This window comes from Psychrobacter sp. FDAARGOS_221 (assembly GCF_002313155.2).
Lineage (GTDB): Bacteria > Pseudomonadota > Gammaproteobacteria > Pseudomonadales > Moraxellaceae > Psychrobacter.
This window is the reverse complement of record NZ_NWFK02000001.1, coordinates 2,977,141-2,998,416: the sequence shown is the minus strand read 5'-3', so window position 1 is coordinate 2,998,416 and position 21,276 is coordinate 2,977,141. Positions and strand designations below refer to the sequence as shown.

The following is a 21,276-nucleotide window of genomic DNA, read 5'->3' as shown; positions in this document are numbered from 1 at the left end:
CATTACGAGGATTTAATGCTTTTAAATCAGTCCATCAATCGTTTTGTCTTAACCTTTTCTAGCCTAATTTTTCTACTTAACTATTTGAGCTTATATACGATTGAATCTACTAATCGCCCTACGCCTACTCGGTAGCTTTAGTCTCTTGAGTAGTTTTACTGTCTGCCTCATCCTCAGCTTCTTCAGTTTTGGGTTTAACTTCAGGCGGCTCGGCAGGCTCAATTTTGCGATGATTGGCAATCACCTCAGACAATAAGGTCGCATCGGCAGAAAACTCAGTCCACTCGGGGCGAATAACTGCTTTATCAATCGACTCATCTTCGATAGTGGCGATAGGAAAGCTGCTGGTATGGTAAGCAAATAACGCCTGACCTTCATCACTGACCAACCACTCCATAAATCTTAGTGCTTGACCAACGTCTTCGCCTGAGTCCAACATGCCCATGCTAATGGCATTGGTAATAGTACCGCGGTTGATTTGGTTGGCCCACATCAGGCGCACCGCGGTATTTGGGTTTGTCTTGCTATACTGCCAAAACACATCAGAGTCGACGATACCTACATCGCACAGGCCTTGGTCTATCTTTGCCAGTACTTGACTGTCACTGTCAGAAGGCGCGCCCATATTGATTTGCCAGTTTCTGACAATCTCAGGCGTTAATTTAGTGCCTCGATAACCCCACATCATTTTAGCAATGGCCTGATTTTCAGGGCTAAATACATCGGTCATACACAAGCGGCCTTGCCATTTGTTAGCACCGACACTGGCATAGTTGATCAATTCTGGCTCGTTTACCTTGTTATGGTTATACACCAACGTACGTCCATACATGCCAACCCCATACCAAAATCCATCTTCATCTTGATATTGCTTAGGCACTTTGCTGTTTAATATCTCAGAGCCTAATGGCTGTAATACATGACTGGCTTTGGCATTAGCCAAGGTGTAGGCGCTACGCATGATGACCATATCGCTACCGGTTGGCACTTTAATATCAAACACCAGCGGCGGTTCTTCATCGAACTTAACGGTAAATACCTGCTCATCCATCGGTATCCAGTCAATCAGCACACCGGTCTCTTCGCTATAAGCGTCACCTACTTTGCGCATCTGCTCGATATCTAAATCGGTCGCTACTTGAAAACGCTCTTGCATTAATGCACTGTTTTCAGCGTCGTTTTCATTATCATCTGCATTTATATCGTTTTGATTAGAACAGCCAGACACGGTTAAAACCGCCATACACAGCGCCGCCATTGCAGGCTTGCTCAGTTGAGACAATGGACGGGTAAAGCGACTGATAACGGCAGCGTATGACATCAAATAAACCTATGAATAAAAACAAGCAAAACACACGAACTAAATAATTTGCTAATAACTAAAACAGTTATTAATAAAAACAGTATTAATGAAAACAATATTAATCGAAGCAGTACTACATAGAAGCGATGCAAACTAAAAATCAAACAGCTGTTTTAAAAAAAGACTGACTTTAAGACTGAGAAAACTGAATATGATTAAAACTTGCTAAATTAACAACCTATAAATAACGCCCACACAACGCATTGACGACCGCTTCTGTACGTAAAATACGATCTCCAAAGCTGATCACTTCACAGCCCTGCGCTTGAAGCAGCTTAACCTCATAATCAATCCAACCACCTTCAGCCCCAATACACAGCCACTTCGGTAAGCCATGAGTCGCTGACAACTCAGACAGAGTTTTATTGGCATAAGGATGCGCAACCGCAGCGCGCTGTCCAGCAATCATGGCAGGTAGCTCATCTTCGACAAAGGGTTTAAAGCGCTTTTTTAGGTGAATCTGAGGCGCTATGGTATCTACCCCTTGCTGAAGACCTTCTTGAACAAACTCATCTATGCGTTTTAGCATCGGACTTTGCCAGTAGCTTTTGTCAGTGCGATAGCTATTGACCAGTACAATCTCGGCCACACCGATTGCAGTCATATCCATAATTAGTCGTCGTAACACTTTGGGTCTAGGTAGCGCCAATATAATGCGTAAGTCTAGTTTAGCTGGCGGCTGACTTTCTAGCTGCACATCGGTTAATAACACCTGATCATCTGATAACTGCGCAACTTGCGCACTTCCTATCAGACCATTTCGCTGTCCTATTTTTAGTCGTTCACCTACTTTTAATTTTAATACTTGTTGAATATGCGCAACTTGAGTGGCATCTGTTATCTGTAGCTGTTTTGAAACTGCCTCAGAACCATTCATCGGAGCATTAACAAATGCAGTCTGATCAAGCAATACAATATTCACAGTAAACGACCCTTTAGTAACTGGTTAACTGAAGCGCTATTCAAAAAACACTGTTTAATCAGAACGCTGACGCACTTCAAAGTGATCAAAGTCAATGTCATTGAGCTGCTCATTATCGACTGGCTGCTTGCTATAATGATCTGCTAACAGCTTTTCAATCATCGCCAACTGGCGCTGCATGGCATCACTCTTTTGTGCTACCAATTGTTGTCCTTTTTCACCCGCCTGCTCAGCTAAGTGCGGTTCACCTAGCCACAGTCGTAGCGCTTGATAGAGACTTACCTCAGGTTGTATTGACTGGCCGTGCTCTTGTTTACTGGCTTTACCGCTGTTTTTTGCATTCGCTGCGTCATCTGAAGCGACAACTTGCAGGGCACCAGCAGCACTTAACTCCGCAACCACTTCATGGCAAGACTGAGTATGAGTACCCATAATAACTGGCTTAGCAAAACATGCCGCTTCAATCGGATTGTGACCGCCAATATTAACCAATGAGCCACCGATAAAGGCAACATCTGCCAACTGATAGCAATCAATCAGCTCACCCATGGTGTCAGCTAAATAGACTTGTGTATCGGCTGCTATCAACTGCTGTTGACTGCGTCTGTTAAACGTTAGCCCTGATTGTTCAATCATTTCGGCGACTGCATCAAAACGCTCAGGATGTCGAGGTACTAAAATGAGTAGCGCTTTTTCTAACCCAGGCTGCTGCAATAATTGCTTATGCGCTTGCAGCACTTGTGTCTCCTCTCCTTCATGCGTACTACCTGCCACCCAAATAGGACGGCTTTGTAACGTCCCAGCCACATCGCTCAAATCAGGACCGCCATTAGTCTCAGGTGCTGCAAATTTCGCTTGCAGCTGCTGTAACTGCTCTGCTTGCAAGTGGCCAACTGACTCAGAAGATAAATCAATAGGACTGGTTGACCATTTTAGAGAGTCTGCTCGGCGTATTTTGGGCACAGGGGTGCCTAATTTACGAAAGCGCTTGGCTGAATCTACATCTTGAGCGATGATCATACTGATGTTATGCATCATGCCCTGGCTGACTTTGCTAAACTTAGCGTAACTATCAAACGATTTTTGCGATAATCTGGCATTGACCAAAACAGAAGGAATATCTGATTCATGCAGCACTGCCAAGATATTAGCCCACAGCTCAGTTTCTACAAACATCACTAGATCTGGCTTGGCATGCGCCACAAAACGCTTAATCACTGTCGCATCATCAACAGGTACAAAGCTATGCACCATCTGACCGGATGCCAGTGCTTCGGCAAATAATGTCTGGGTGCGTGCATATCCAGTCTGAGTGGTATTCGTCAGCCAAATCTTAGCGCCTTGAGCCAGCATTTGCTTGAGCATCGGCGCAATGGTATTGGTCTCACCCAATGACACCGCATGACACCAGATGGTACGACCACTAAACACAGTATCTGTTGCCGATTGCGGGTGACTGGCAGCCAACGTCGGCGCTGGCGGATACTGTTTACCAAAACGCGCATCGGTTTCAATATTGTAGTCAGCGATGGGCAAACCTGTCTTTTTTGCCTTCTGATGACGACGCCATAGAATAAACTGATACACCGGCTTTAGCAGCTTAATGGCCAATTGATAATACCAAGGCACCGGGTAAGTTTTTGACGCATCAAGGCTATTGGAGGTGTCAGCTGATTGTGAAGATTTTTTGTTGTTAAAGTCTGCCATGCTCAACCTACTTTCACCTTATTATATGAATACTGCTCTCGTTGCCGCTCGGCGACAAGTCAACTCAAATTAGTGCACCAAACAACAGTGCAAACCAAAAAAATAGCCGCTATTTTACCTTACTTTATAACTGTTGACATGACCATTTTAAATATACGTTATGTGTAACAAGCGCTTATAGTCATTTTTGGCAAGAGCTTATAACAGAGGACTAAATAAGCGAATACCTGAATCAAATAGCTGTTTGTAACGAGGTCGCGCACGCCAGCTTTGCAAATCAAGCATCTCGCATTGAGTTAGATAGGCTTTTTGACAAGCGATGACCTGTGACACGATTTGCGGTGTATATAACGCTAAGCTAACTTCCATATTCAAATAAAAGCTGCGCATGTCCATATTAACCGTACCAAACAAACAGTAATCATCGTCTATCACCACTGTCTTAGCATGCAGTAAGCCGCCTTTGAATAAGGCAATATTGACCCCTGCTTCCATTAAAATAGAGTAAGAAGACTGCGAGGCATGCTGCACCAAAAATGAATCTACTTTCTTAGGTAATATTAAAGTCACCTCGACCCCACGCTTAGCCGCTGTGGTCAACGCAGCAAGCAGTGCTTCATCAGGCACAAAATAAGGCGTGGTAATCTGAATGCTGTGATTGGCACGGTGAAAAATAGTCAGCAATGTATGATAGATGACATGCTCAGTAATACGTGGCGCCGAAGGAATGAGCTGTGCCAATACGTTATCAACTGGCTTTAAGTGAGCAAGCGGCTGCAAAAAATCAATGGCACTGGCAACACTACTGTCCACTTTGTCATCGTCTTCTGAAGCCGGAGTAATAGTCACTCTTTTGTGACTGGTTTTAAAGTCACGTCCATACTCATCACTTAGATTAAAAGAGGATATTTGACGCGCTAAATATCCAGACGCCTTATCATTGACATCATTAATCGCCGGCTTGGGCTTATACAGCTTTCGGGTATAGGTGTTGACCGTCTCTTCAATACGCTCACTCAGCAGCTGTAAATTACGCGAACTTTCAGCGCCTATATCGGTGACACTGACTGCGGTTAGGGCGGTCACCACACTCACCGATTTATTGCTCTCAATGCGCATCATCAAGTCAATCCACTGCCCGACATCTTTATCTTGTTTAAAAAACTCAGGGTCAACCAAGTTAAAGCTACCGGTATAGCCGATATTGTCATCTATTACCACAATTTTGCGGTGATTACGCAGGTCGGTACGTTTGAATAAGGTTTTAAATAGCCCGACCGGCAACGACTGGTGAATGATGATACCTGCCTCACTGAGCTTAGTATGCCATTCATCTGAAAAGAAGATAAAACTCCCCACACTATCAGCGAGAATTTGACACTCTACCCCTCTTTTGGCTGCATTAATTAACGCCTGAAACACTTGCTGTACCCGGCCTTTGGGGTAAATGATATAAAACTCCATCACTATCAAGGAGCTTGCCTGATTAATATCATCAATCAGGCTGTCAAACATGCGATCGGCACAGGTAAGAAGCTGCATGGTGTGCTGATCATAAACCCCAAAGCCGGTATCATAGGTGCCGATACGACTGACGCCTTGATAGCGCTCCGGCAAGGTATCATCAACCTTAGCCAACTGAATAGCTTCACGTTTTGCTAACCCCTTTAATAACCTTTGGGCTTGAGCATTACGAGACTTATAGCTTTTACCTAAAAACGGCTCACCCACCAAAATATAGGCGATGATACCCAAAAAAGGAATCGCAAACAGCAGCACTAACCAAGCAATAGCAATCCCTGTATTACGCTGAGTCGATAAGATGCGCACGATCATAAACAAGGTGAGTAGCACGTGAATCGCCACCCCGGTCCATGCCCAATCGATCGCAGTAATGGATTGAGACCACGACATCAGTTCCGCCATATAATAATCTATGGCGGCGCTACGATCAGTAACAGCGACTACAGAAGCAAATGACGGCATGATGGTTAAGGTCTCACTAAAATAAGGGGTACCAAAAAGACTAGCTTACTTGCTTGTGGTTAAAAAAGCCAACAAAGCTTTTTCGTCTAATGACTGATACTTTTTAGACCGCCCTTGCCTGCTTTGCTTATAAGATTCGATAAAATCAGCTTGCAAAAAACGCGATATAATTTGTGGGTGAATATAAGAGGCACGCGACACGCTCGGGGTATTACCCAAGCTTTCTGCCACCGCTTTGACCATATCCACGACCAATTGCTGGCGCTGCTGACTGTCTGCCTCAGTTGCTAGCACCTCGTCATCAGCATGTTCATATAAATAAGACGCTGCCAACACCGATGCCATCCAAGTGCGAAAATCTTTGGCACTATATTCATGACCGGTATGGGTTCTTAGATACTCATTAATATCCTGGCTTTCGACAACCTGTTTCTCACCGGCCTCATCAATATATTTAAAGATACGATATCCAGGTAAATCAGAGCAGGCTTGCACAATGTCAATTAAACGCTCATCTTGCAGCTCAATATGATGTTCTTTGGCACTTTTACCGACAAAATCGAACGCCAGTCCCTCCTCGGTCTCACTGACATGACGACTGCGCAAGGTACTCAGCCCATAGCTATTATTTTGCTTGGCATAACGACTGTTACCGATTCGAATTAACGTAGTTTCTAATAGCTTGACCACCGCCGCTAGCACATTCGCTCGGCTCAGCTCAGGGGCTTCAAGATCGTTTTCAATTTGTGCACGCAGCTTAGGCAGTACCTCACCAAAGCCAATCACTGCATCAAATTTGGCATCATCACGCACTTTGTCCCATTGCTGATGATACAGATATTGTTTGCGCCCTTTTTCATCGCGTCCGGTACATTGCAGGTGCCCGTCATCATACTGACAGATCCACACCTCAGACCACATTGGCGGTATCGCTAACGACTCAAAGCGTCGGCGTAGCACTTTGTCTTTGACGGTATTACCCAACGCGTCTTTATAAGTAAAGCCCTTGCCCCAACGCTTACGCGTATATCCTGGCTCATCATCACTGACATAACGCAATTGTGCACGTGCTGCCAGCGCTTGATAATCATGGCGCGAGTCTGTCTGTTCAGTGTTGGGGACAGCGTCTGTGCTCGGTGAACGCGATGTGGTCATTAATGGCTCCTAGCGGTTTATGGCTAATTATTAATCCTTAACTACTAACTTTTTATTATGGTAATGACTAAATCATTATTGGTGAAAAAATTTAGTCAGGTTATCGCTTATTCTAAATAGCTTACATCCTTTAAAACAGTAGTGAGCCGCTATAAAACTGTTACTCAGTGTAAATAAAAAAAGCTGCACCCATTAAGAATGCAGCTTATCGTCATGCTTTAATACTCAGCGATATACACTAAGAGCGATAGACACTAAGACATTAAAGCAATAGAAACCCGAAAGAAAAACTAGGTCATACGAATAGCACCATCTAAGCGAATCACATCGCCATTGAGATAGGCATTTTCGATAATATGCGCCACTAAATTCGCATATTCAGCAGGCTTACCCAAACGCTTTGGATACGGTACGCTGGCCTTTAATTGCTCTTGTGCTTTTTCAGGCAGTCCGGCCATCATAGGCGTCTCAAAGATGCCCGGTGCAATGGTCATCACTCGAATACCATGGCGGGTCAACTCTCTTGCTAACGGCAGGGTCATACCGACCACGCCCGATTTTGATGACGCATAGCTGGCTTGACCTACTTGCCCATCAAAGGCAGCAATAGAAGCGGTATTGATAATCACGCCCTGATCTTGGTTATTTGGACCGCCGTCTGCAGCCACGCGCTTCGCAATACTGGCAGCAACCAAACGTGCGACGTTAAAGGTACCAACTAAGTTAATCTGAATACCTTTGTTAAACTGATCCAAATCGGCTGGATTGTTTTCACGATCCAATAGTTTTTGTACAATTGCAATACCGGCGCAGTTAATGCTACCTGCCAGTCCACCAAGCTCTTCAGCGGCACTGACTACAGCTTCTACCTGCTCGCCATTGGTCACATCGCAGCGTACAAAACGCACCGCATCACCGAGCTCATCTGCTAGCGCTTGACCGGCCTCTTCATTTAAATCAGCAATCACTGCTTTTGCACCGCGAGCGACTAATTCACGTATGCTTGCTTCACCCAGACCTGACGCGCCGCCAGTAACGATAAAGGTTTTTGCTTTAATATCCATATCACATCCTTATTTGTACGGTTTTTATAAACCATTTTTCTATTAATCAATCTTTTATTAATAAATCATGGTTGAATTTTACTAATAGGTTTTATGTCTTAAGTAAGCCCTGACATTACTTAGCTTTGTTTTATTTGGCCTTATTTAGGCTTATTGTCTTATTCAACCTAATTTATATTAGCCTAATTGACGTAAAATAAAACGCTGAATTTTGCCGCTCGGTGTTTTTGGTAAGGCATCGACAAAAGCAACTTGACGTGGATAGGCGTGTGCCGATAGACGCTGATGAACCAAAGATTTAATCTCTTGTACTAACGCATCACTGGCTTCAACGCCCTTTTTCAACACCACAAAAGACTTGACCACATGCCCACGCACCTCATCAGGAACGCCAACTGCAGCCGACTCAGCGACCGCATCATGCGCCATCACACAGTTTTCAACATCGGTTGGACCAATGCGATAACCAGCGCTAATGATAATATCATCATCACGTCCGACAAACCAGAAAGTACCATCATCATGGCGTTCGACCATATCACCGGTTAAATAATAATCGCCCTCGAAGGCCTGCTTTTCATTCCAGCTATAGCCGTTGAAATAAAACGCAGGGGACTCGCTGACCACCACCGCCAATTGTCCAGGTACACCGTCAGTGACTGGTTGCATGTTCTCATCTACCACCACTAACGTATGTCCTGGCAATGGCAATCCCATACAACCGGTTGGCACATCATGGCTTAACGCATGGTGCATACAGCAAGTCATACCGGTCTCGGTCTGGCCGTATTGATCATAAATCGGACAGCCTAAATGTTCATTCACCCAACCGACCACTTCTGTATTAAGCGTCTCGCCTGCTGAATTAGCCACGCGTAATGACAGCTTGTCAGCAGCATGATCAAAGATGCCACTTGATTTCATCATTCGAAAAGCGGTCGGTGATGAAGCAATATTACTGATGTTATGACGGGTTAAAAAATCGAGTGTGTTTTGTGCATCAAAGCCAGCTTCGTTAAAGTAAGTGGTCACCCCCATCAATAAAGGCCCAGTGATACCATAATACAATCCATACGCCCAGCCAGGATCTGCCATATTCCAATAGTTATCATTGTCCCTTAAATCGATCGCATAGCGCATATACAAGTAGAAGGTTGGCAACGCAGCAAGCGGTACGCTCACACCCTTTGATTTACCGACCGTGCCTGAGGTGAACATCTGCAAAAAGGTTGCATCAGGGGTCAGTTCTACGGGCTCACATTCTGACGATTGCTGCCATGCTTGAGCAAAAATATCATCTTCATAAACACTGGCATCCACTGCTGCCTGATTCTCAACCACCACCATAGTGGGCAAATGATTAATCTCATCAAACTTTGCACGGTTGTCTACATTGGTAAACACCACTTTGGTGTCGGCTTTATCGAGTCGATAGGCAATAGATTCATAGCCAAAAGCGGTAAATAGCGGCTGATAAATGGCGCCAATCCGCCAAGTGGCCATCACTACGATTAACAGCTCAGGGGTACGCGGTAACATGGTCGCTACCCTATCCCCCGCCTTGACACCATAGGCTTTAAGTTGGTTGGCCACTTGCGCACTTTTTTCTGCTAATTCATTAAATGTCAGAGTGCTGACATTTTGTTCACAATCTTCGTGAACCAAAGCAAACTTTTCGCCAAGACCGTTACGCACATGGCGACCGCAACACGCCATATAAGCATTTAGCGCATCTTCAGGGTGGTCGGCAAATATTTGAGTCATTAATGCCTGCTTATCAAACTGCTGATAATATTGGGCATAATCTAGGGGTGCATTGACGACTGGACTGTCAGCATGAGCAGCTGACGTTGATGTGATTGAATCTGACATAGCGCTATTCCTTTAGCATTTCCAACAATAAGTTGGGTAAGACGTTAAGCTAACATCCTGTTAACTGAATAAAGATGATTCTATTAATAACCGATTTTAGTCTATATATCAATACAAAACGTATCATTAATTGAATAAAAACAACTTAAAAATCGAAAAATGAGCTAAAAAACCACTCTAACAACTCATTAATAACTAAAAAAAGCAGCAAACTATGATCAAGTTTACTGCCGTTAAATACTGGACTAATTAGCTTAGCCTAATAACATCAGCCAGCTTATTTGCCATAAGTATTATTTGCCGTAAGCACTATTTGCCATAAGTACATAGATAAGCGGTTTCAACGTCCACTTTTACCTGAAACTTTTGATTCGCTTCAATAGTGAAGCTTTGACCGGCATCATAAGTCACAAACTCATCAGAGCCTGGCAGCTTAACGGTTAACGCACCGCTAACCACAGTCATGGTTTCAAATTCACTGGTGCCAAATTCATAGTCACCAATTTCCATCACCCCGACAGTGGCAGGCTTAGTCGCGGTTTGAAAGGCAATTGAGGTGACTTTGTTATCGAAATACTGATTAATGCTTGGCATGAGCCTTCCTTAAATAATGAATGGGTATAAGAGGTTATAGCAGGATTGTAATATGATTGACAATAGTAATCTATTATACTGGCGCTAATATTTTAATCTTAAATAAATAATGGAGCTGCCCGTGCCTAACACCACTTATACCGTCCTCTTCTTATGCCAAGAAAATGCAGGGCGCAGTCTAATGGCAGAAGCCATGTTAAAGAAATTAGGCCATGGCCGCTTCGAAGTTTATAGCGCCGGTATCCAACCTCTAGATGAAGCTAATCCTGTTGCCATGCAAATACTTAAAGACAATGGCTTTGATACCGAGGGCTTATATCCCAAGCACTATAGCGTCTTTTTAGAAGATGATGCGCCGCATTTAGACTTCGTGTTCACCTTATGCGCGGACAGTGCTGAAGAAGCCGAGCTCAACATATGGGATGATTTAGCACGTGATACCATCACTGCGCATTGGCATTTCACTGATCCGAGTTTAGAAGATACCAGCATTGAAACCGAACATGACGAGTACACTCGTGTTGAGATGCAACTGGCTCAGCGAATCAAGACCTTTATGATGCTACCTGATAATAAGTTAGACCAGATTGCCAATCCTGATGATACGCTGTAACCAGTTGCCACTCCAGATTAGTTGATTGGCTGCTAATGTATAGATTAGCTAGGATGAATAGCGATTTAGCTCACCTATTCATCCGTTAAAAAGCCACCGGTCTGACGCTCCCAAAGACTCGCATACACACCTTTTTTCGCAAGCAGCTCTTGGTGCGTGCCTTGCTCGATAATACGACCTTGATCCATCACTACCAGTCTATCCATCGATGCAATGGTCGATAGTCTATGGGCAATAGCGATGACCGTTTTATCTTGCATTAAGCTGTCCAAGCTTTCTTGAATCGCCGCTTCTACTTCACTATCAAGTGCGGAGGTTGCTTCATCTAAAATTAAAATCGGCGCATCTTTTAACAGCACACGCGCAATCGCAATACGCTGACGTTGACCGCCTGATAATTTCACCCCGCGCTCACCGACTTGCGCATCAAGCCCTTTATTACCTTTTAAATCTACCAATGAATCAATAAACTCATCGGCATTGGCTTGTTTAATCGCACGCTGTAGCTCTTCTTCTGTGGCATCAGGCTTACCATAGATGATATTTTCACGTACGGTACGGTGTAACAGTGACGTATCTTGGGTGACCATAGCAATGTGCTCTCGCAAGCTTTCTTGCTCTACTTTGCTAATATCTTACCCATCGATACAAATACTACCGCCTTGCACATCATAAAATCTTAGTAACAAATTCACCAAGGTTGACTTGCCCGCACCCGAGCGACCGACTAATCCAATACGCTCACCAGGTTTTATATGCAGATTTAAATCTTTAAAGATACTTAATTCTTTATCAGCTTCACTGTCGCCATCATTGATACCGGCTCTGTGATAGCTGAATCTCACGTTATTAAAGTCAACCTGCGCACCTTGAACGGCCAATGGCTGAGCACCTTCTTTATCGGTTAGCGTTAATGGCTTAGTCAGCAAGCTCATACCATCACGCACTGTACCTAAGCTTTCAAACAAATCGGTCAGCTCAAACATTACCCAACGTGACATACCGAGCAGTCTTAATGCCATCGATACCGCAACCGCAATCGCACCAAGGCCAACCAAATCATTAAGCCACAAATAGATACTCAGCGCACTGGTCGCAAAGATAAGGATATAGTTCAAAATGGTCATGGTTATCATCAAAGTTGATAACGTGCCCATTTGCTTATAAACCGTCTGCAAATACGTGTCCATACTGTCGCGCGCGTACTCTGCTTCGCTCTCGGTATGTGCAAATAGCTTGACCGTATTGATATTGGTATAGGCATCCACAATACGGCCAGTCATGGTCGAGCGTGCATCAGACTGCGCTTGAGAGTACTGACGCACCTTTGGATTAAAGTAGAATTGCAATGCGGTATAAATGAACAGCCACACCAGCATCGGAACTAAGAACCAGGTGTTTAGATTGGTCAATACGTACAGCATACTGCCGAAATAAACCAGCACATAGACCATCACCGAGACCGTAATCAAGGTCACTTCACGCACGGCCATACTGCTTTGCATCACCTTGGTCGCCGCTCGCCCTGCAAACTCATCTTGAAAGAACGACATGCCTTGATTAAGCAAATAACGGTGTGAACGCCAGCGGACACTCATCGGTAGGTTACCATTTAAGGTACGGCTTCTGAGTGAGGTACGAAGGTAGTTAATCAAGGGCATCGCAATCAGCAGCAACGCCGAATAACCCAATAAGGTTGGCATCTCGCTTTGCAAAAAGGTCGCTTTGTCATGCTCGCTGAGCAAATCAACCAATTGCCCCATAAAAGCATAAATGGCGATTTCACTGACAGCCGACAGCGCCTCTAAGATGCCCAATGCGAGAAACACCCAACCATAACCCTGATTATGATAACGAATAAAGCCCCACAAAGTATTTGGCGGGGTTTGGTTATCAATTTTAGGGAAAGGATTGACGAGTTTTTCGAAAAATAGGCTCATGAGGCTCCTTAGTGGCAATACTAACTGAGGTAATGACTAATTAATTAACTTATTAAATCATTGGCAAATAATGCTGATTATTTAATGGGACTAAATCAGAATTTTTAAACCGTTAGCAACATTCAAATAACATTTGCAGAAGTTCGCAATATATTTAGATGGGCGTTTTTAAACCGCTTTAATAGACTTAAATGTTTTCATACCATTAATAAAAAACCCATCCTACTTGCATAGAATGGGCTTTTTGTTTGCTTGGATAAACAAGCAGAATAAAACCATTTAGATTTCTGACAACCAATCCTTTTGACGCAGAATTTTCTTGGTCTCACGACGCTTTTTCTTTCGCACCGCTTCGATATTGTCTTTTTCATGAACGCCGCCTTTTTTGAGTAGCGGATTAAACGCCATATGATTACGTGGTTTGGTTGCATCTTTTAAAGCGCTGAGGTTCGCCGTATTATTATCAGGACTACCATCACTCTTTTTGGCTTGATTTTCTAGCTGTCTAGCCAGCTTTAGTGTTTGTTTTAAGCTCATATATTTTTCCTAAATTTTCTAGTTTTTTATTTGTTTTATAATTTGGTTTTTTAATTAAAAACATTTTTATTCTCCTTAATATGTTGACCGACCTATTTTTCTTACTATAAAGGGTTATTCGTTACTATTTCATTTTGCTACGAGGCAATCGAGTGCTGATGTACGCCTAGTACTTCAAGCGAGATTAACAACGTAGCAGACTGAAAGAGTTCGCAGAACTAACCCTTGACACAAAGCACCTGCTTTAAGGTATGCACCACCTCGACCAAGTCTTTTTGGTTGTCCATGACCTCATCGATGTCTTTGTACGCACCAGGGATTTCATCAAGTACGCTTTTGTCTTTTTTACACTCAACGCCTGCGGTTTGTGCTTTAAGCTCATCAACAGTAAAGGTTTTAGATGCTTTGGTTCGGCTCATCTTGCGTCCTGCTCCATGTGAACATGAGCAAAAGGACTCTTCATTACCAAGGCCACGCACGATAAAGGACTTAGCCCCCATTGAGCCTGGAATAATACCCAGTTCACCCTCGTAAGCACTAATAGCGCCTTTACGAGTGACATAGACGTTTTCGCCAAAATGTGTCTCTTCTTCCACATAGTTGTGGTGACAGTTAATGGCTTCTTTGGTCAAGGTAAATTGGGGTAATCCTGCCTGCTTGGACTGCATCGCACTTAATACCAAGCGCATCATCTCTTTGCGGTTTTGCACCGCATAATCCTGCGCCCACTGTACCGCTTCGACATAGTCATCAAAGCTGCTTGAGCCTTCAGCAAAATAAGACAGGTCTTTATCAGGCACATGACCAAAGCGTGATTGATGCTCTTTTTTGGCCAAATTAATAAAATAGCGACCGATACAGTTGCCAATACCTCGGCTTCCCGAGTGCAGCATCACCCACACATCGTCATTCTCATCGAGACAAATTTCGATAAAGTGGTTGCCACCGCCAAGCGTACCGAGCTGCTTAGCCCAGGTACGCTCAAAACCTTTAAGCATCTTTAACAGACCTGGGTGCTTATCGGTAATTGGCTTTAAGCGTTTACCGAGCGGATCAAGCGTCGAGGCTTTGGCTGTGATTTGATTGTGCATATTAAAGCCAACCGGCACTTGCTTCTCGATCGCTGAGCGTACGGCTCTTAGGCTGTCTGGCAAGTCGCTGGCGGTTAGCGAGGTACGCACCGCATTCATACCACAGCCAATATCAACACCGACTGCGGCGGGGATAATGGCGGATTTAGTCGGGATTACACTGCCCACTGTCGCGCCTTTTCCTACATGCACATCTGGCATCACCGCAATATGTGAGTGCACAAACTCGAGCTGTGCCATATTACGTAATTGCTGTATCGCCTCTTGCGCGATATCTTGGGTGTACACCTTAACCGGTACGCCCTTTTTACTGTTTTCATTCAAAATTAGCTGTATGCCCATTTTGTTATTACCTTTATTTTTAATCGAATGTGCTTGTTAATCAAATTGATTTAAAAAAGCACCATTCGCTTTATATTTGTTTTTTTATTAATAGATTGTTGTGAGTTGAAACTGTGATAAGTGACAGACGCAAAAAGCCCACTAACCTAAGGTCAATGAGTTAAGACAATGCAAATTGGAATGTGACCAGTCGCTGGCCTAGAGAAATGATCGAGGTAGAATAAGCTTAGTTATCGCTTAGATGAACCGTACCGAGGTCATCGCTCATTGTGTTTTGCGTCATCTGTAATACAGTTTTTTGAAACAAATACATGCTGATTCCTCCGTAGGTTGTGGCCAAATACACAGATGTGTCATGGCGTGGATTGATAAAGTGAGTCGTATTATACGGGACAATCAAGTTAACAGCAAATATAGGAATAAGTACATAACATCATATTGGCTGGAGCTTTTTTCCTAGTTTAATTTTCATATTCGCTAACACCAACCCCGATAATATCAATACCATTGCCAGCATCTTCCACCATGTCACGACCTCTCCTGTGAGCAATACGGAGGTTGTCATTCCAAATACTGGCACCAATAGAGCAAATGGCATAACCTTAGAAGCCGTATTTTGACTAAGCAGATGCGCCCATAGTCCAAAGCCTATCAAAGTTGAGACATACACAATAAACCCAAGTGATAACCAAGACTTAAGCGATGCCTCGGTAAACGTCGCCAGCTGCCATGCCTCAGTCTCAAATATGAGAGAAGATAGAGTTAAAACCACACAAGCGATCAGACCACCCCAAACCACAAGAGTGAGAGCAGACAACGCGGATGCCTTGTTCTTCCCAGTATTAGACGAAATAATAATTCCGTTTGCTGCTTGCTGCGCCGCTTGTGTTGATGCCTGTTTTGAAGCAATATTGCCAAAGCTCCAACCTATGGCCGCAATCAAGATACAGACAAACCCAGCCAAAGGCATATCACCACCAAGATTTAACGCGATGACGCTAAGCCCTAGCACACCAATTAGCATACCAATGATTTGCAAGCGACTCACTGCCTCACCCAATATAAAATATGCCAGAAATACGGTGATAAAAATCTGAACTTGTAGCAGAAGTGCCGTCAATCCTGCTGATGCACCTAAGTGCATGGCAGTAAATACAAAAGCATACTGCATGACAAATGTGCCGATAGCATAGATAAATAATGTACGGTTAAATTTTGGCGGCTTTAGTAAGAAAATCAATGGTACAGCGGTAAAGAAAAAACGCAGGGCGGAGAGCATTAACGGTGGAAAGCTTTCAAGTCCCCATGCAATAAAGGTAAAGTTCACACCCCAAATAAAGGTTACTAGTACAGCCAATGCAGTGTATATAGGAGTCATATTGTTGACCTAGGAAATTATGGCTAGTTATTGTTTTATGAGAATCTAGTATCCCTGTGTTAGCAGTTTAGCATTTAATTTATATATCAAACTATGTTTATATTAGAAAGGACGACCATTTGATTAGGAATATCTAGCCCCTATAGATTCAGATTAACGTCTAGTTTTTGATTAATTTAGCGTATAACCAGAATCCTGCCAGCATCGCGACCACAAATATCATCGACTCTATGTAGCCGGCAAATGCAGTAACCAATACAGGCGCTGGACAAAACCCAAGCATGCCCCAGCCAATACCAAAGATAAGACTACCAATGGCCAGTTGCGGTGTAATCTTGGTCGCTTTTGGTAAATCAAAGTTGCCCTCGTCTATCGCTTTCTCGCCTTTAGCAATACGTGATTTCACATAAAAGAAAGTTGGCATTGCTACGGCAATACCGCCGCCCATAACCAAACCGAGCGACGGATCCCAGCCATGAAATAGGCGTAAGAAACCCAATACTTTTTCTGGATTAACCATGCCAGAGACGATAAGGCCAATGGTAAAAATGGAACCTGATAATAGACTGATAATTAGCGTAATTGGATTGGTTTTATTTGATGTGTTCATTTTATTATCTCAATACAGGTAAGTTTTACAATGCTGATAAAAGCCTTAGCTAAGCCATTGCAAATAAGGTCGCTGTGACAATACCGCTAAATAAGAACAGTACGGTTGCTGTAATCGAGCGACCTGATAGGCGTGAAATACCACAAATACCGTGACCACTGGTACAGCCTGAACCCAACCGTGTCCCAAAACCAACCAGTAAACCTGCCGCTATTATTTTCCAAAGTGGCTGCCCCATCTCAAGCTCTGGGAATCCAACGAATAAACTATACAGCCAAGTAGTGATGGCCATACCGATAACAAACATCAACTGCCAGCTAAAGCGAGGTAAGCTCACTAGGCTGCTTTTCAAAATTCCACTCATGCCCATGATTTTGCCAATACCGACAATAAGAATCGAAGCTGCCAGACCAATCATAATACCGCCAATCAAGGCGCTCCACGGCGTAAAGTTCGCCATATCTATACCACTTTGCATATATATTTCCTAAATAACGTTTGGCTGATTACAAAATTTGGACATTAAGAACGGTTATGCATTAACCGATAAAGTAAGCGTTAATCCTTAAAGCACTGTTCCACAAAAAACAAATAGGCCACAGTTATTGTGGCCCATAGTGATATCTGTCAGCGTCAGGGGTATCGATAATCGATAATGTAAACGCTACCTGGCACATCATTTGTTTTATCAAGCAGCTGACTTTTTAGTAACTGATTTTTAAGTAGCTTATTTTGAAGTAGCTAATTTTTTAAACAGTTAAGCGGCTGGTTATGAAACCTGTGACTGTGACTGCTTGTTTTTATCTTCTGACTGCTGCGGTGCACAATATAGCTGATACAACACTCGCATCACAGACAGCGCATCGTCACTGGCAATACTATAAAAAATCTGTCTACCTTCACGTCTGGTGCTAACCAATTCAGATTCACGTAACACACCAAGCTGTTGTGATAGGCTGGGCTGTCTAATGCCGGTTGTCACCTCCAAATCACGCACACATGACTCACCTTGTACCAATTGGCACAGTAACAACAGTCTGTCAGGATGGGATAAGGATTTGAGTAAAGCAGATGCTTTAGAAGCAGATGTTTTTAATGCCTCAAAATCAACAGATTCTATCTCATTGATATTGTTTAACATATGATGACATTCCTTTAATTGGGCTATAAATGTCATTTATTATATACCTTTATGAGACGCTTATATTATACAATAATATATATTATTAAGGCATAAGTATATGCCAACTTACCATTAGTAAACAAGTTATTTATTCTGCTAGCTATAAAATGCCTGAAAATTGATAGCCATTTCCAGCATGCCACATGTTAACAAAGGTCACTACACGGCCTGCTGAATAGGTTTGACGACTTAGCAGTAAGGCTGGCTCGCCTGCTTTGATTTGCAACGCATTGGCTACTTTTTTAGGTGCAGCGACTGCTCGAATGGTATAGCTGCCGCCTTGTAATGGCGCTTGTTCAATCAGATATTCACTGGTATTGACCACGGTAAAGTCTTGATCAATAAAGTTTGGTACTAGCGAGGCATCGACCCAGCGCTCCTCAAATTGCACCGGCTTACCATCGGCAATATGCACAATCTCAACGCTATCAATATCCTCATCTTCATCACTTTCTAGCCACTTGTTTAGGGTGCTACTGGTCGCTATCTCAGTTTTAATCCACATGCTATTGCCCCCTTTTTTGTCAATCATAGGGGTGTTGAACATGGACAACACATGAGTACTGACTTCACTAATTTTGAGCCGCTTTTGATAGATCACTTGCGCTTCATAAGCTTTACCCGCCGCTTTAATATCGGCTGCAATATTACGCACTTCAACAACGGTATGATTATACTGTTGCTGCGCCACATAGGTGCCTGAGCCTTGTCTACGTTCCAAGACACGATCTTCGCTTAATTCTTTTAATGCTCTATTGACAGTCATTCTAGACACTGAAAAACGCTCTGCTAGCGCCATTTCAGTTGGAATAGCTTCTCCTGCCTGCCACTTACCGGAATGAATATTCTTTAAAATATTTTCTTTAATGCGCTGATAGGCGGGCTTAGTGCGTTTTGCTTGTTGCGGTTTTTTTGCCATGTGAACGGGCTCATTAATTAGTAGGTTAATTGATTGAGTGAAAGTGTATTAATAAAGTGCATTAGTATAGCAGCTAAAAAATGGCTGTCACTAAACCAACATATTCCACTATCTACTATCTGACAGCCCAAACAAGCACATTTTTGTTAAAAAAAAACCTTGCATAGTTATATCATTCTTGATAATTTGTCTATACAACTTATTGGTATTAACCACGTTTTTTGTAATATCCCCTCCCCATAATCATGCATAAGGACTCGCCATGACTTCTAAATTTACTCGCAGAGATGAAAGCCGCGAAATCGCCTCTCCAACTGGCTCAACGTTAACTTGTAAAAGCTGGTTAACCGAAGCGCCGTTTCGTATGATTCAAAATAACTTACACCCAGACGTTGCCGAAAATCCAAAAAGCTTAGTCGTGTATGGCGGTATTGGCCGTGCTGCACGTAACTGGGAATGCTACGATCAAATTTTAGAATCTCTTAAACAGCTTGAAGATGATGAAACCTTATTGGTTCAATCAGGCAAGCCGGTTGGTGTGTTCCAAACTCATGAAAATGCACCGCGTGTATTAATTGCTAACTCAAATTTAGTGCCTAAATGGGCCACTTGGGAGCACTTTAACGAGCTTGATCGCAAAGACTTAATGATGTACGGACAAATGACCGCGGGCAGCTGGATTTATATTGGCACCCAAGGTATTGTACAAGGTACGTATGAAACCTTTGCTGAAGCAGGTCGTCAGCATTATGGTGCAGGCGCAGAAACTGCCAGCCCAGATAACTGGAAAGGCCGCTGGATTCTGACCGCAGGTCTAGGCGGTATGGGCGGCGCTCAGCCATTAGCAGCAACTTTCGCTGGCGCGGTGTCATTAAACATTGAATGTCAGCAAACCAGTATCGATTTCCGCCTACGTACTGGCTATGTCGATATGCAAGCCAAAGATTTAGATGACGCTTATGAGCTAATCAAAAAACATACTGCAGCTGGTGATGCGGTTTCTATCGCACTACTAGGCAACGCCGCTGAAATCTTACCTGAAATGGTAAAACGTGCTAAAGCAGGCGAGATTAAACCTGACTTAGTGACCGACCAAACCTCTGCACATGACTTAGTTAACGGCTATCTGCCTATTGGCTGGACTGTCGAAGAATGGAAAGCAGCTCAAGAAGATCCAAGCAAATTTGAGAAAGTAGCCAAAGACGCTGCGCGCTCTTGTGCCATCCATGTTGAAGCCATGCTTGAATTCCAAAAAATGGGCGTGCCTGCCACTGACTATGGTAATAACATTCGCCAAGTTGCCTTTGATGAAGGTATTAAAGACGCGTTTAACTTCCCAGGCTTCGTTCCTGCATATGTGCGTCCCCTATTCTGTCAAGGCAAAGGTCCATTCCGCTGGGTAGCACTATCTGGTGATCCAGAAGACATCTACAAGACTGACCAAAAGATTAAAGAGCTATTCCCAGAAAACAAACACGTACATAACTGGTTAGATATGGCCAATGACCGTATTAAGTTCCAAGGTCTGCCTGCCCGTATTTGCTGGCTTGGCTTAGGTGAGCGTGATAAAGCCGGTCTTGCTTTCAACGAAATGGTGAAAAGCGGCGAGCTTAAAGGTCCTATCGTTATTGGTCGTGACCATTTAGATACCGGCTCTGTTGCCAGCCCGAACCGTGAAACCGAAAGCATGCAAGATGGCAGTGATGCTGTATCTGACTGGGCATTATTAAATGGCATGCTAAATGTTGCCGGCGGTGCTACTTGGGTATCATTGCATCATGGCGGCGGTGTTGGCATGGGTTACTCACAGCATTCTGGTATGGTTATCGTTGCTGATGGTACCGATGAGGCTGCCAAACGTCTAGCACGTGTATTAGTCAATGACTGTGGCTCTGGTGTGATGCGTCATGCGGATGCAGGCTACGAATTAGCGATTAAAACAGCGAAAGAGTACGGCTTAAAATTACCTATGATTAAATAGCGCACGCTGTTAATATTTG

Annotated in this window: 17 protein-coding genes and 1 pseudogene; 2 read left to right on the top strand and 16 right to left on the bottom strand. The window is 43.5% G+C overall.

All coding sequences use genetic code 11. The features are described from left to right. Positions 1–124: 124 nt before the first annotated feature. The 8 genes from A6J60_RS12655 to A6J60_RS12620 all read right to left on the bottom strand — a co-directional run bounded on the left by A6J60_RS12655 (position 125) and on the right by A6J60_RS12620 (position 10,663). The gene (locus A6J60_RS12655; RefSeq protein WP_227526150.1) at positions 125–1,321 is read right to left on the bottom strand and encodes a substrate-binding domain-containing protein; all 1,197 of its coding nucleotides are present in this window, start codon (positions 1,319–1,321) and stop codon (positions 125–127) included. A gap of 220 nt (positions 1,322–1,541) precedes the next feature. Next, entirely contained in the window at positions 1,542–2,285 is a 744-nt protein-coding gene (locus tag A6J60_RS12650; protein WP_413772367.1) for a 16S rRNA (uracil(1498)-N(3))-methyltransferase, read from the bottom strand. A 54-nt stretch (positions 2,286–2,339) separates the two neighbouring features. Continuing rightward, complete coding sequence (locus A6J60_RS12645) at positions 2,340–3,992, bottom strand: 3-deoxy-D-manno-octulosonic acid transferase (RefSeq protein ID WP_096066292.1); 1,653 nt, start codon at positions 3,990–3,992, stop codon at positions 2,340–2,342. A 198-nt stretch (positions 3,993–4,190) separates the two neighbouring features. After that, a complete protein-coding gene (locus A6J60_RS12640; RefSeq protein WP_227526205.1) occupies positions 4,191–5,918 on the bottom strand; it encodes a phospholipase D-like domain-containing protein in 1,728 nt (575 codons plus the stop codon). Between the two features lie 105 nt (positions 5,919–6,023). After that, positions 6,024–7,133: a DNA topoisomerase IB gene (locus A6J60_RS12635; RefSeq protein WP_096066290.1), complete on the bottom strand. Its 1,110-nt coding sequence runs from the start codon at positions 7,131–7,133 to the stop codon at positions 6,024–6,026. A gap of 290 nt (positions 7,134–7,423) precedes the next feature. After that, positions 7,424–8,197 carry an SDR family NAD(P)-dependent oxidoreductase gene (locus A6J60_RS12630; protein ID WP_096066289.1) on the bottom strand — a complete coding sequence of 258 codons (774 nt, stop codon included), beginning with the start codon at positions 8,195–8,197 and terminating at the stop codon, positions 7,424–7,426. A gap of 177 nt (positions 8,198–8,374) precedes the next feature. Beyond that, the gene (locus A6J60_RS12625; protein ID WP_096066288.1) at positions 8,375–10,069 is read right to left on the bottom strand and encodes an AMP-binding protein; all 1,695 of its coding nucleotides are present in this window, start codon (positions 10,067–10,069) and stop codon (positions 8,375–8,377) included. 309 nt (positions 10,070–10,378) lie between these two features. After that, positions 10,379–10,663: a pyrimidine/purine nucleoside phosphorylase gene (locus tag A6J60_RS12620; protein WP_096066287.1), complete on the bottom strand. Its 285-nt coding sequence runs from the start codon at positions 10,661–10,663 to the stop codon at positions 10,379–10,381. Between the two features lie 121 nt (positions 10,664–10,784). Here A6J60_RS12620 and A6J60_RS12615 point away from each other — a divergent pair, with 121 nt between their 5' ends. After that, entirely contained in the window at positions 10,785–11,276 is a 492-nt protein-coding gene (locus tag A6J60_RS12615) for an arsenate reductase ArsC (RefSeq protein WP_193778066.1), read from the top strand. A gap of 74 nt (positions 11,277–11,350) precedes the next feature. On the opposite strand, the pseudogene A6J60_RS12610 reads toward A6J60_RS12615, so the two are convergent. The 8 genes and pseudogenes from A6J60_RS12610 to A6J60_RS12575 form a co-directional block, all read right to left on the bottom strand. Further along, positions 11,351–13,216, bottom strand: a pseudogene (locus A6J60_RS12610) (ABC transporter ATP-binding protein). 279 nt (positions 13,217–13,495) lie between these two features. Further along, the gene (locus A6J60_RS12605) at positions 13,496–13,753 is read right to left on the bottom strand and encodes a hypothetical protein (RefSeq protein ID WP_096066285.1); all 258 of its coding nucleotides are present in this window, start codon (positions 13,751–13,753) and stop codon (positions 13,496–13,498) included. 218 nt (positions 13,754–13,971) lie between these two features. Further along, positions 13,972–15,186, bottom strand: a complete 1,215-nt coding sequence (locus A6J60_RS12600; protein ID WP_096066284.1) for an RtcB family protein — start codon at positions 15,184–15,186, stop codon at positions 13,972–13,974. Positions 15,187–15,619: 433 nt separating this feature from the next. Next, entirely contained in the window at positions 15,620–16,564 is a 945-nt protein-coding gene (locus tag A6J60_RS12595) for an EamA family transporter (protein WP_096066283.1), read from the bottom strand. A 160-nt stretch (positions 16,565–16,724) separates the two neighbouring features. Continuing rightward, positions 16,725–17,174, bottom strand: coding sequence for a DUF6691 family protein (locus A6J60_RS12590; RefSeq protein ID WP_096066282.1), 450 nt, complete (start codon positions 17,172–17,174; stop codon positions 16,725–16,727). 49 nt (positions 17,175–17,223) lie between these two features. Then, positions 17,224–17,652, bottom strand: a complete 429-nt coding sequence (locus A6J60_RS12585) for a YeeE/YedE family protein (RefSeq protein ID WP_096066281.1) — start codon at positions 17,650–17,652, stop codon at positions 17,224–17,226. Between the two features lie 291 nt (positions 17,653–17,943). Next, a complete protein-coding gene (locus tag A6J60_RS12580; protein ID WP_096066280.1) occupies positions 17,944–18,315 on the bottom strand; it encodes an ArsR/SmtB family transcription factor in 372 nt (123 codons plus the stop codon). Positions 18,316–18,457: 142 nt separating this feature from the next. Next, positions 18,458–19,276: a UTRA domain-containing protein gene (locus A6J60_RS12575; protein WP_102993973.1), complete on the bottom strand. Its 819-nt coding sequence runs from the start codon at positions 19,274–19,276 to the stop codon at positions 18,458–18,460. A 262-nt stretch (positions 19,277–19,538) separates the two neighbouring features. Here A6J60_RS12575 and hutU point away from each other — a divergent pair, with 262 nt between their 5' ends. After that, positions 19,539–21,257, top strand: coding sequence for a urocanate hydratase (gene hutU, locus A6J60_RS12570; protein WP_096066277.1), 1,719 nt, complete (start codon positions 19,539–19,541; stop codon positions 21,255–21,257). The last annotated feature ends 19 nt before the right edge of the window (positions 21,258–21,276 follow it).

What these genes read in the sequence shown, in the direction of transcription:
- A6J60_RS12655 (WP_227526150.1), bottom strand. Translation starts at nt 1,321, where the DNA reads ATGTCATACGCTGCCGTTATCAGTCGCTTTACCCGTCCATTGTCTCAA.
- A6J60_RS12645 (WP_096066292.1), bottom strand. Translation starts at nt 3,992, where the DNA reads ATGGCAGACTTTAACAACAAAAAATCTTCACAATCAGCTGACACCTCC.
- A6J60_RS12640 (WP_227526205.1), bottom strand. Translation starts at nt 5,918, where the DNA reads ATGGCGGAACTGATGTCGTGGTCTCAATCCATTACTGCGATCGATTGG.
- A6J60_RS12635 (WP_096066290.1), bottom strand. Translation starts at nt 7,133, where the DNA reads ATGACCACATCGCGTTCACCGAGCACAGACGCTGTCCCCAACACTGAA.
- A6J60_RS12630 (WP_096066289.1), bottom strand. Translation starts at nt 8,197, where the DNA reads ATGGATATTAAAGCAAAAACCTTTATCGTTACTGGCGGCGCGTCAGGT.
- A6J60_RS12625 (WP_096066288.1), bottom strand. Translation starts at nt 10,069, where the DNA reads ATGTCAGATTCAATCACATCAACGTCAGCTGCTCATGCTGACAGTCCA.
- A6J60_RS12620 (WP_096066287.1), bottom strand. Translation starts at nt 10,663, where the DNA reads ATGCCAAGCATTAATCAGTATTTCGATAACAAAGTCACCTCAATTGCC.
- A6J60_RS12605 (WP_096066285.1), bottom strand. Translation starts at nt 13,753, where the DNA reads ATGAGCTTAAAACAAACACTAAAGCTGGCTAGACAGCTAGAAAATCAA.
- A6J60_RS12600 (WP_096066284.1), bottom strand. Translation starts at nt 15,186, where the DNA reads ATGGGCATACAGCTAATTTTGAATGAAAACAGTAAAAAGGGCGTACCG.
- A6J60_RS12595 (WP_096066283.1), bottom strand. Translation starts at nt 16,564, where the DNA reads ATGACTCCTATATACACTGCATTGGCTGTACTAGTAACCTTTATTTGG.
- A6J60_RS12590 (WP_096066282.1), bottom strand. Translation starts at nt 17,174, where the DNA reads ATGAACACATCAAATAAAACCAATCCAATTACGCTAATTATCAGTCTA.
- A6J60_RS12585 (WP_096066281.1), bottom strand. Translation starts at nt 17,652, where the DNA reads ATGCAAAGTGGTATAGATATGGCGAACTTTACGCCGTGGAGCGCCTTG.
- A6J60_RS12580 (WP_096066280.1), bottom strand. Translation starts at nt 18,315, where the DNA reads ATGTTAAACAATATCAATGAGATAGAATCTGTTGATTTTGAGGCATTA.
- A6J60_RS12575 (WP_102993973.1), bottom strand. Translation starts at nt 19,276, where the DNA reads ATGGCAAAAAAACCGCAACAAGCAAAACGCACTAAGCCCGCCTATCAG.
- hutU (WP_096066277.1), top strand. Translation starts at nt 19,539, where the DNA reads ATGACTTCTAAATTTACTCGCAGAGATGAAAGCCGCGAAATCGCCTCT.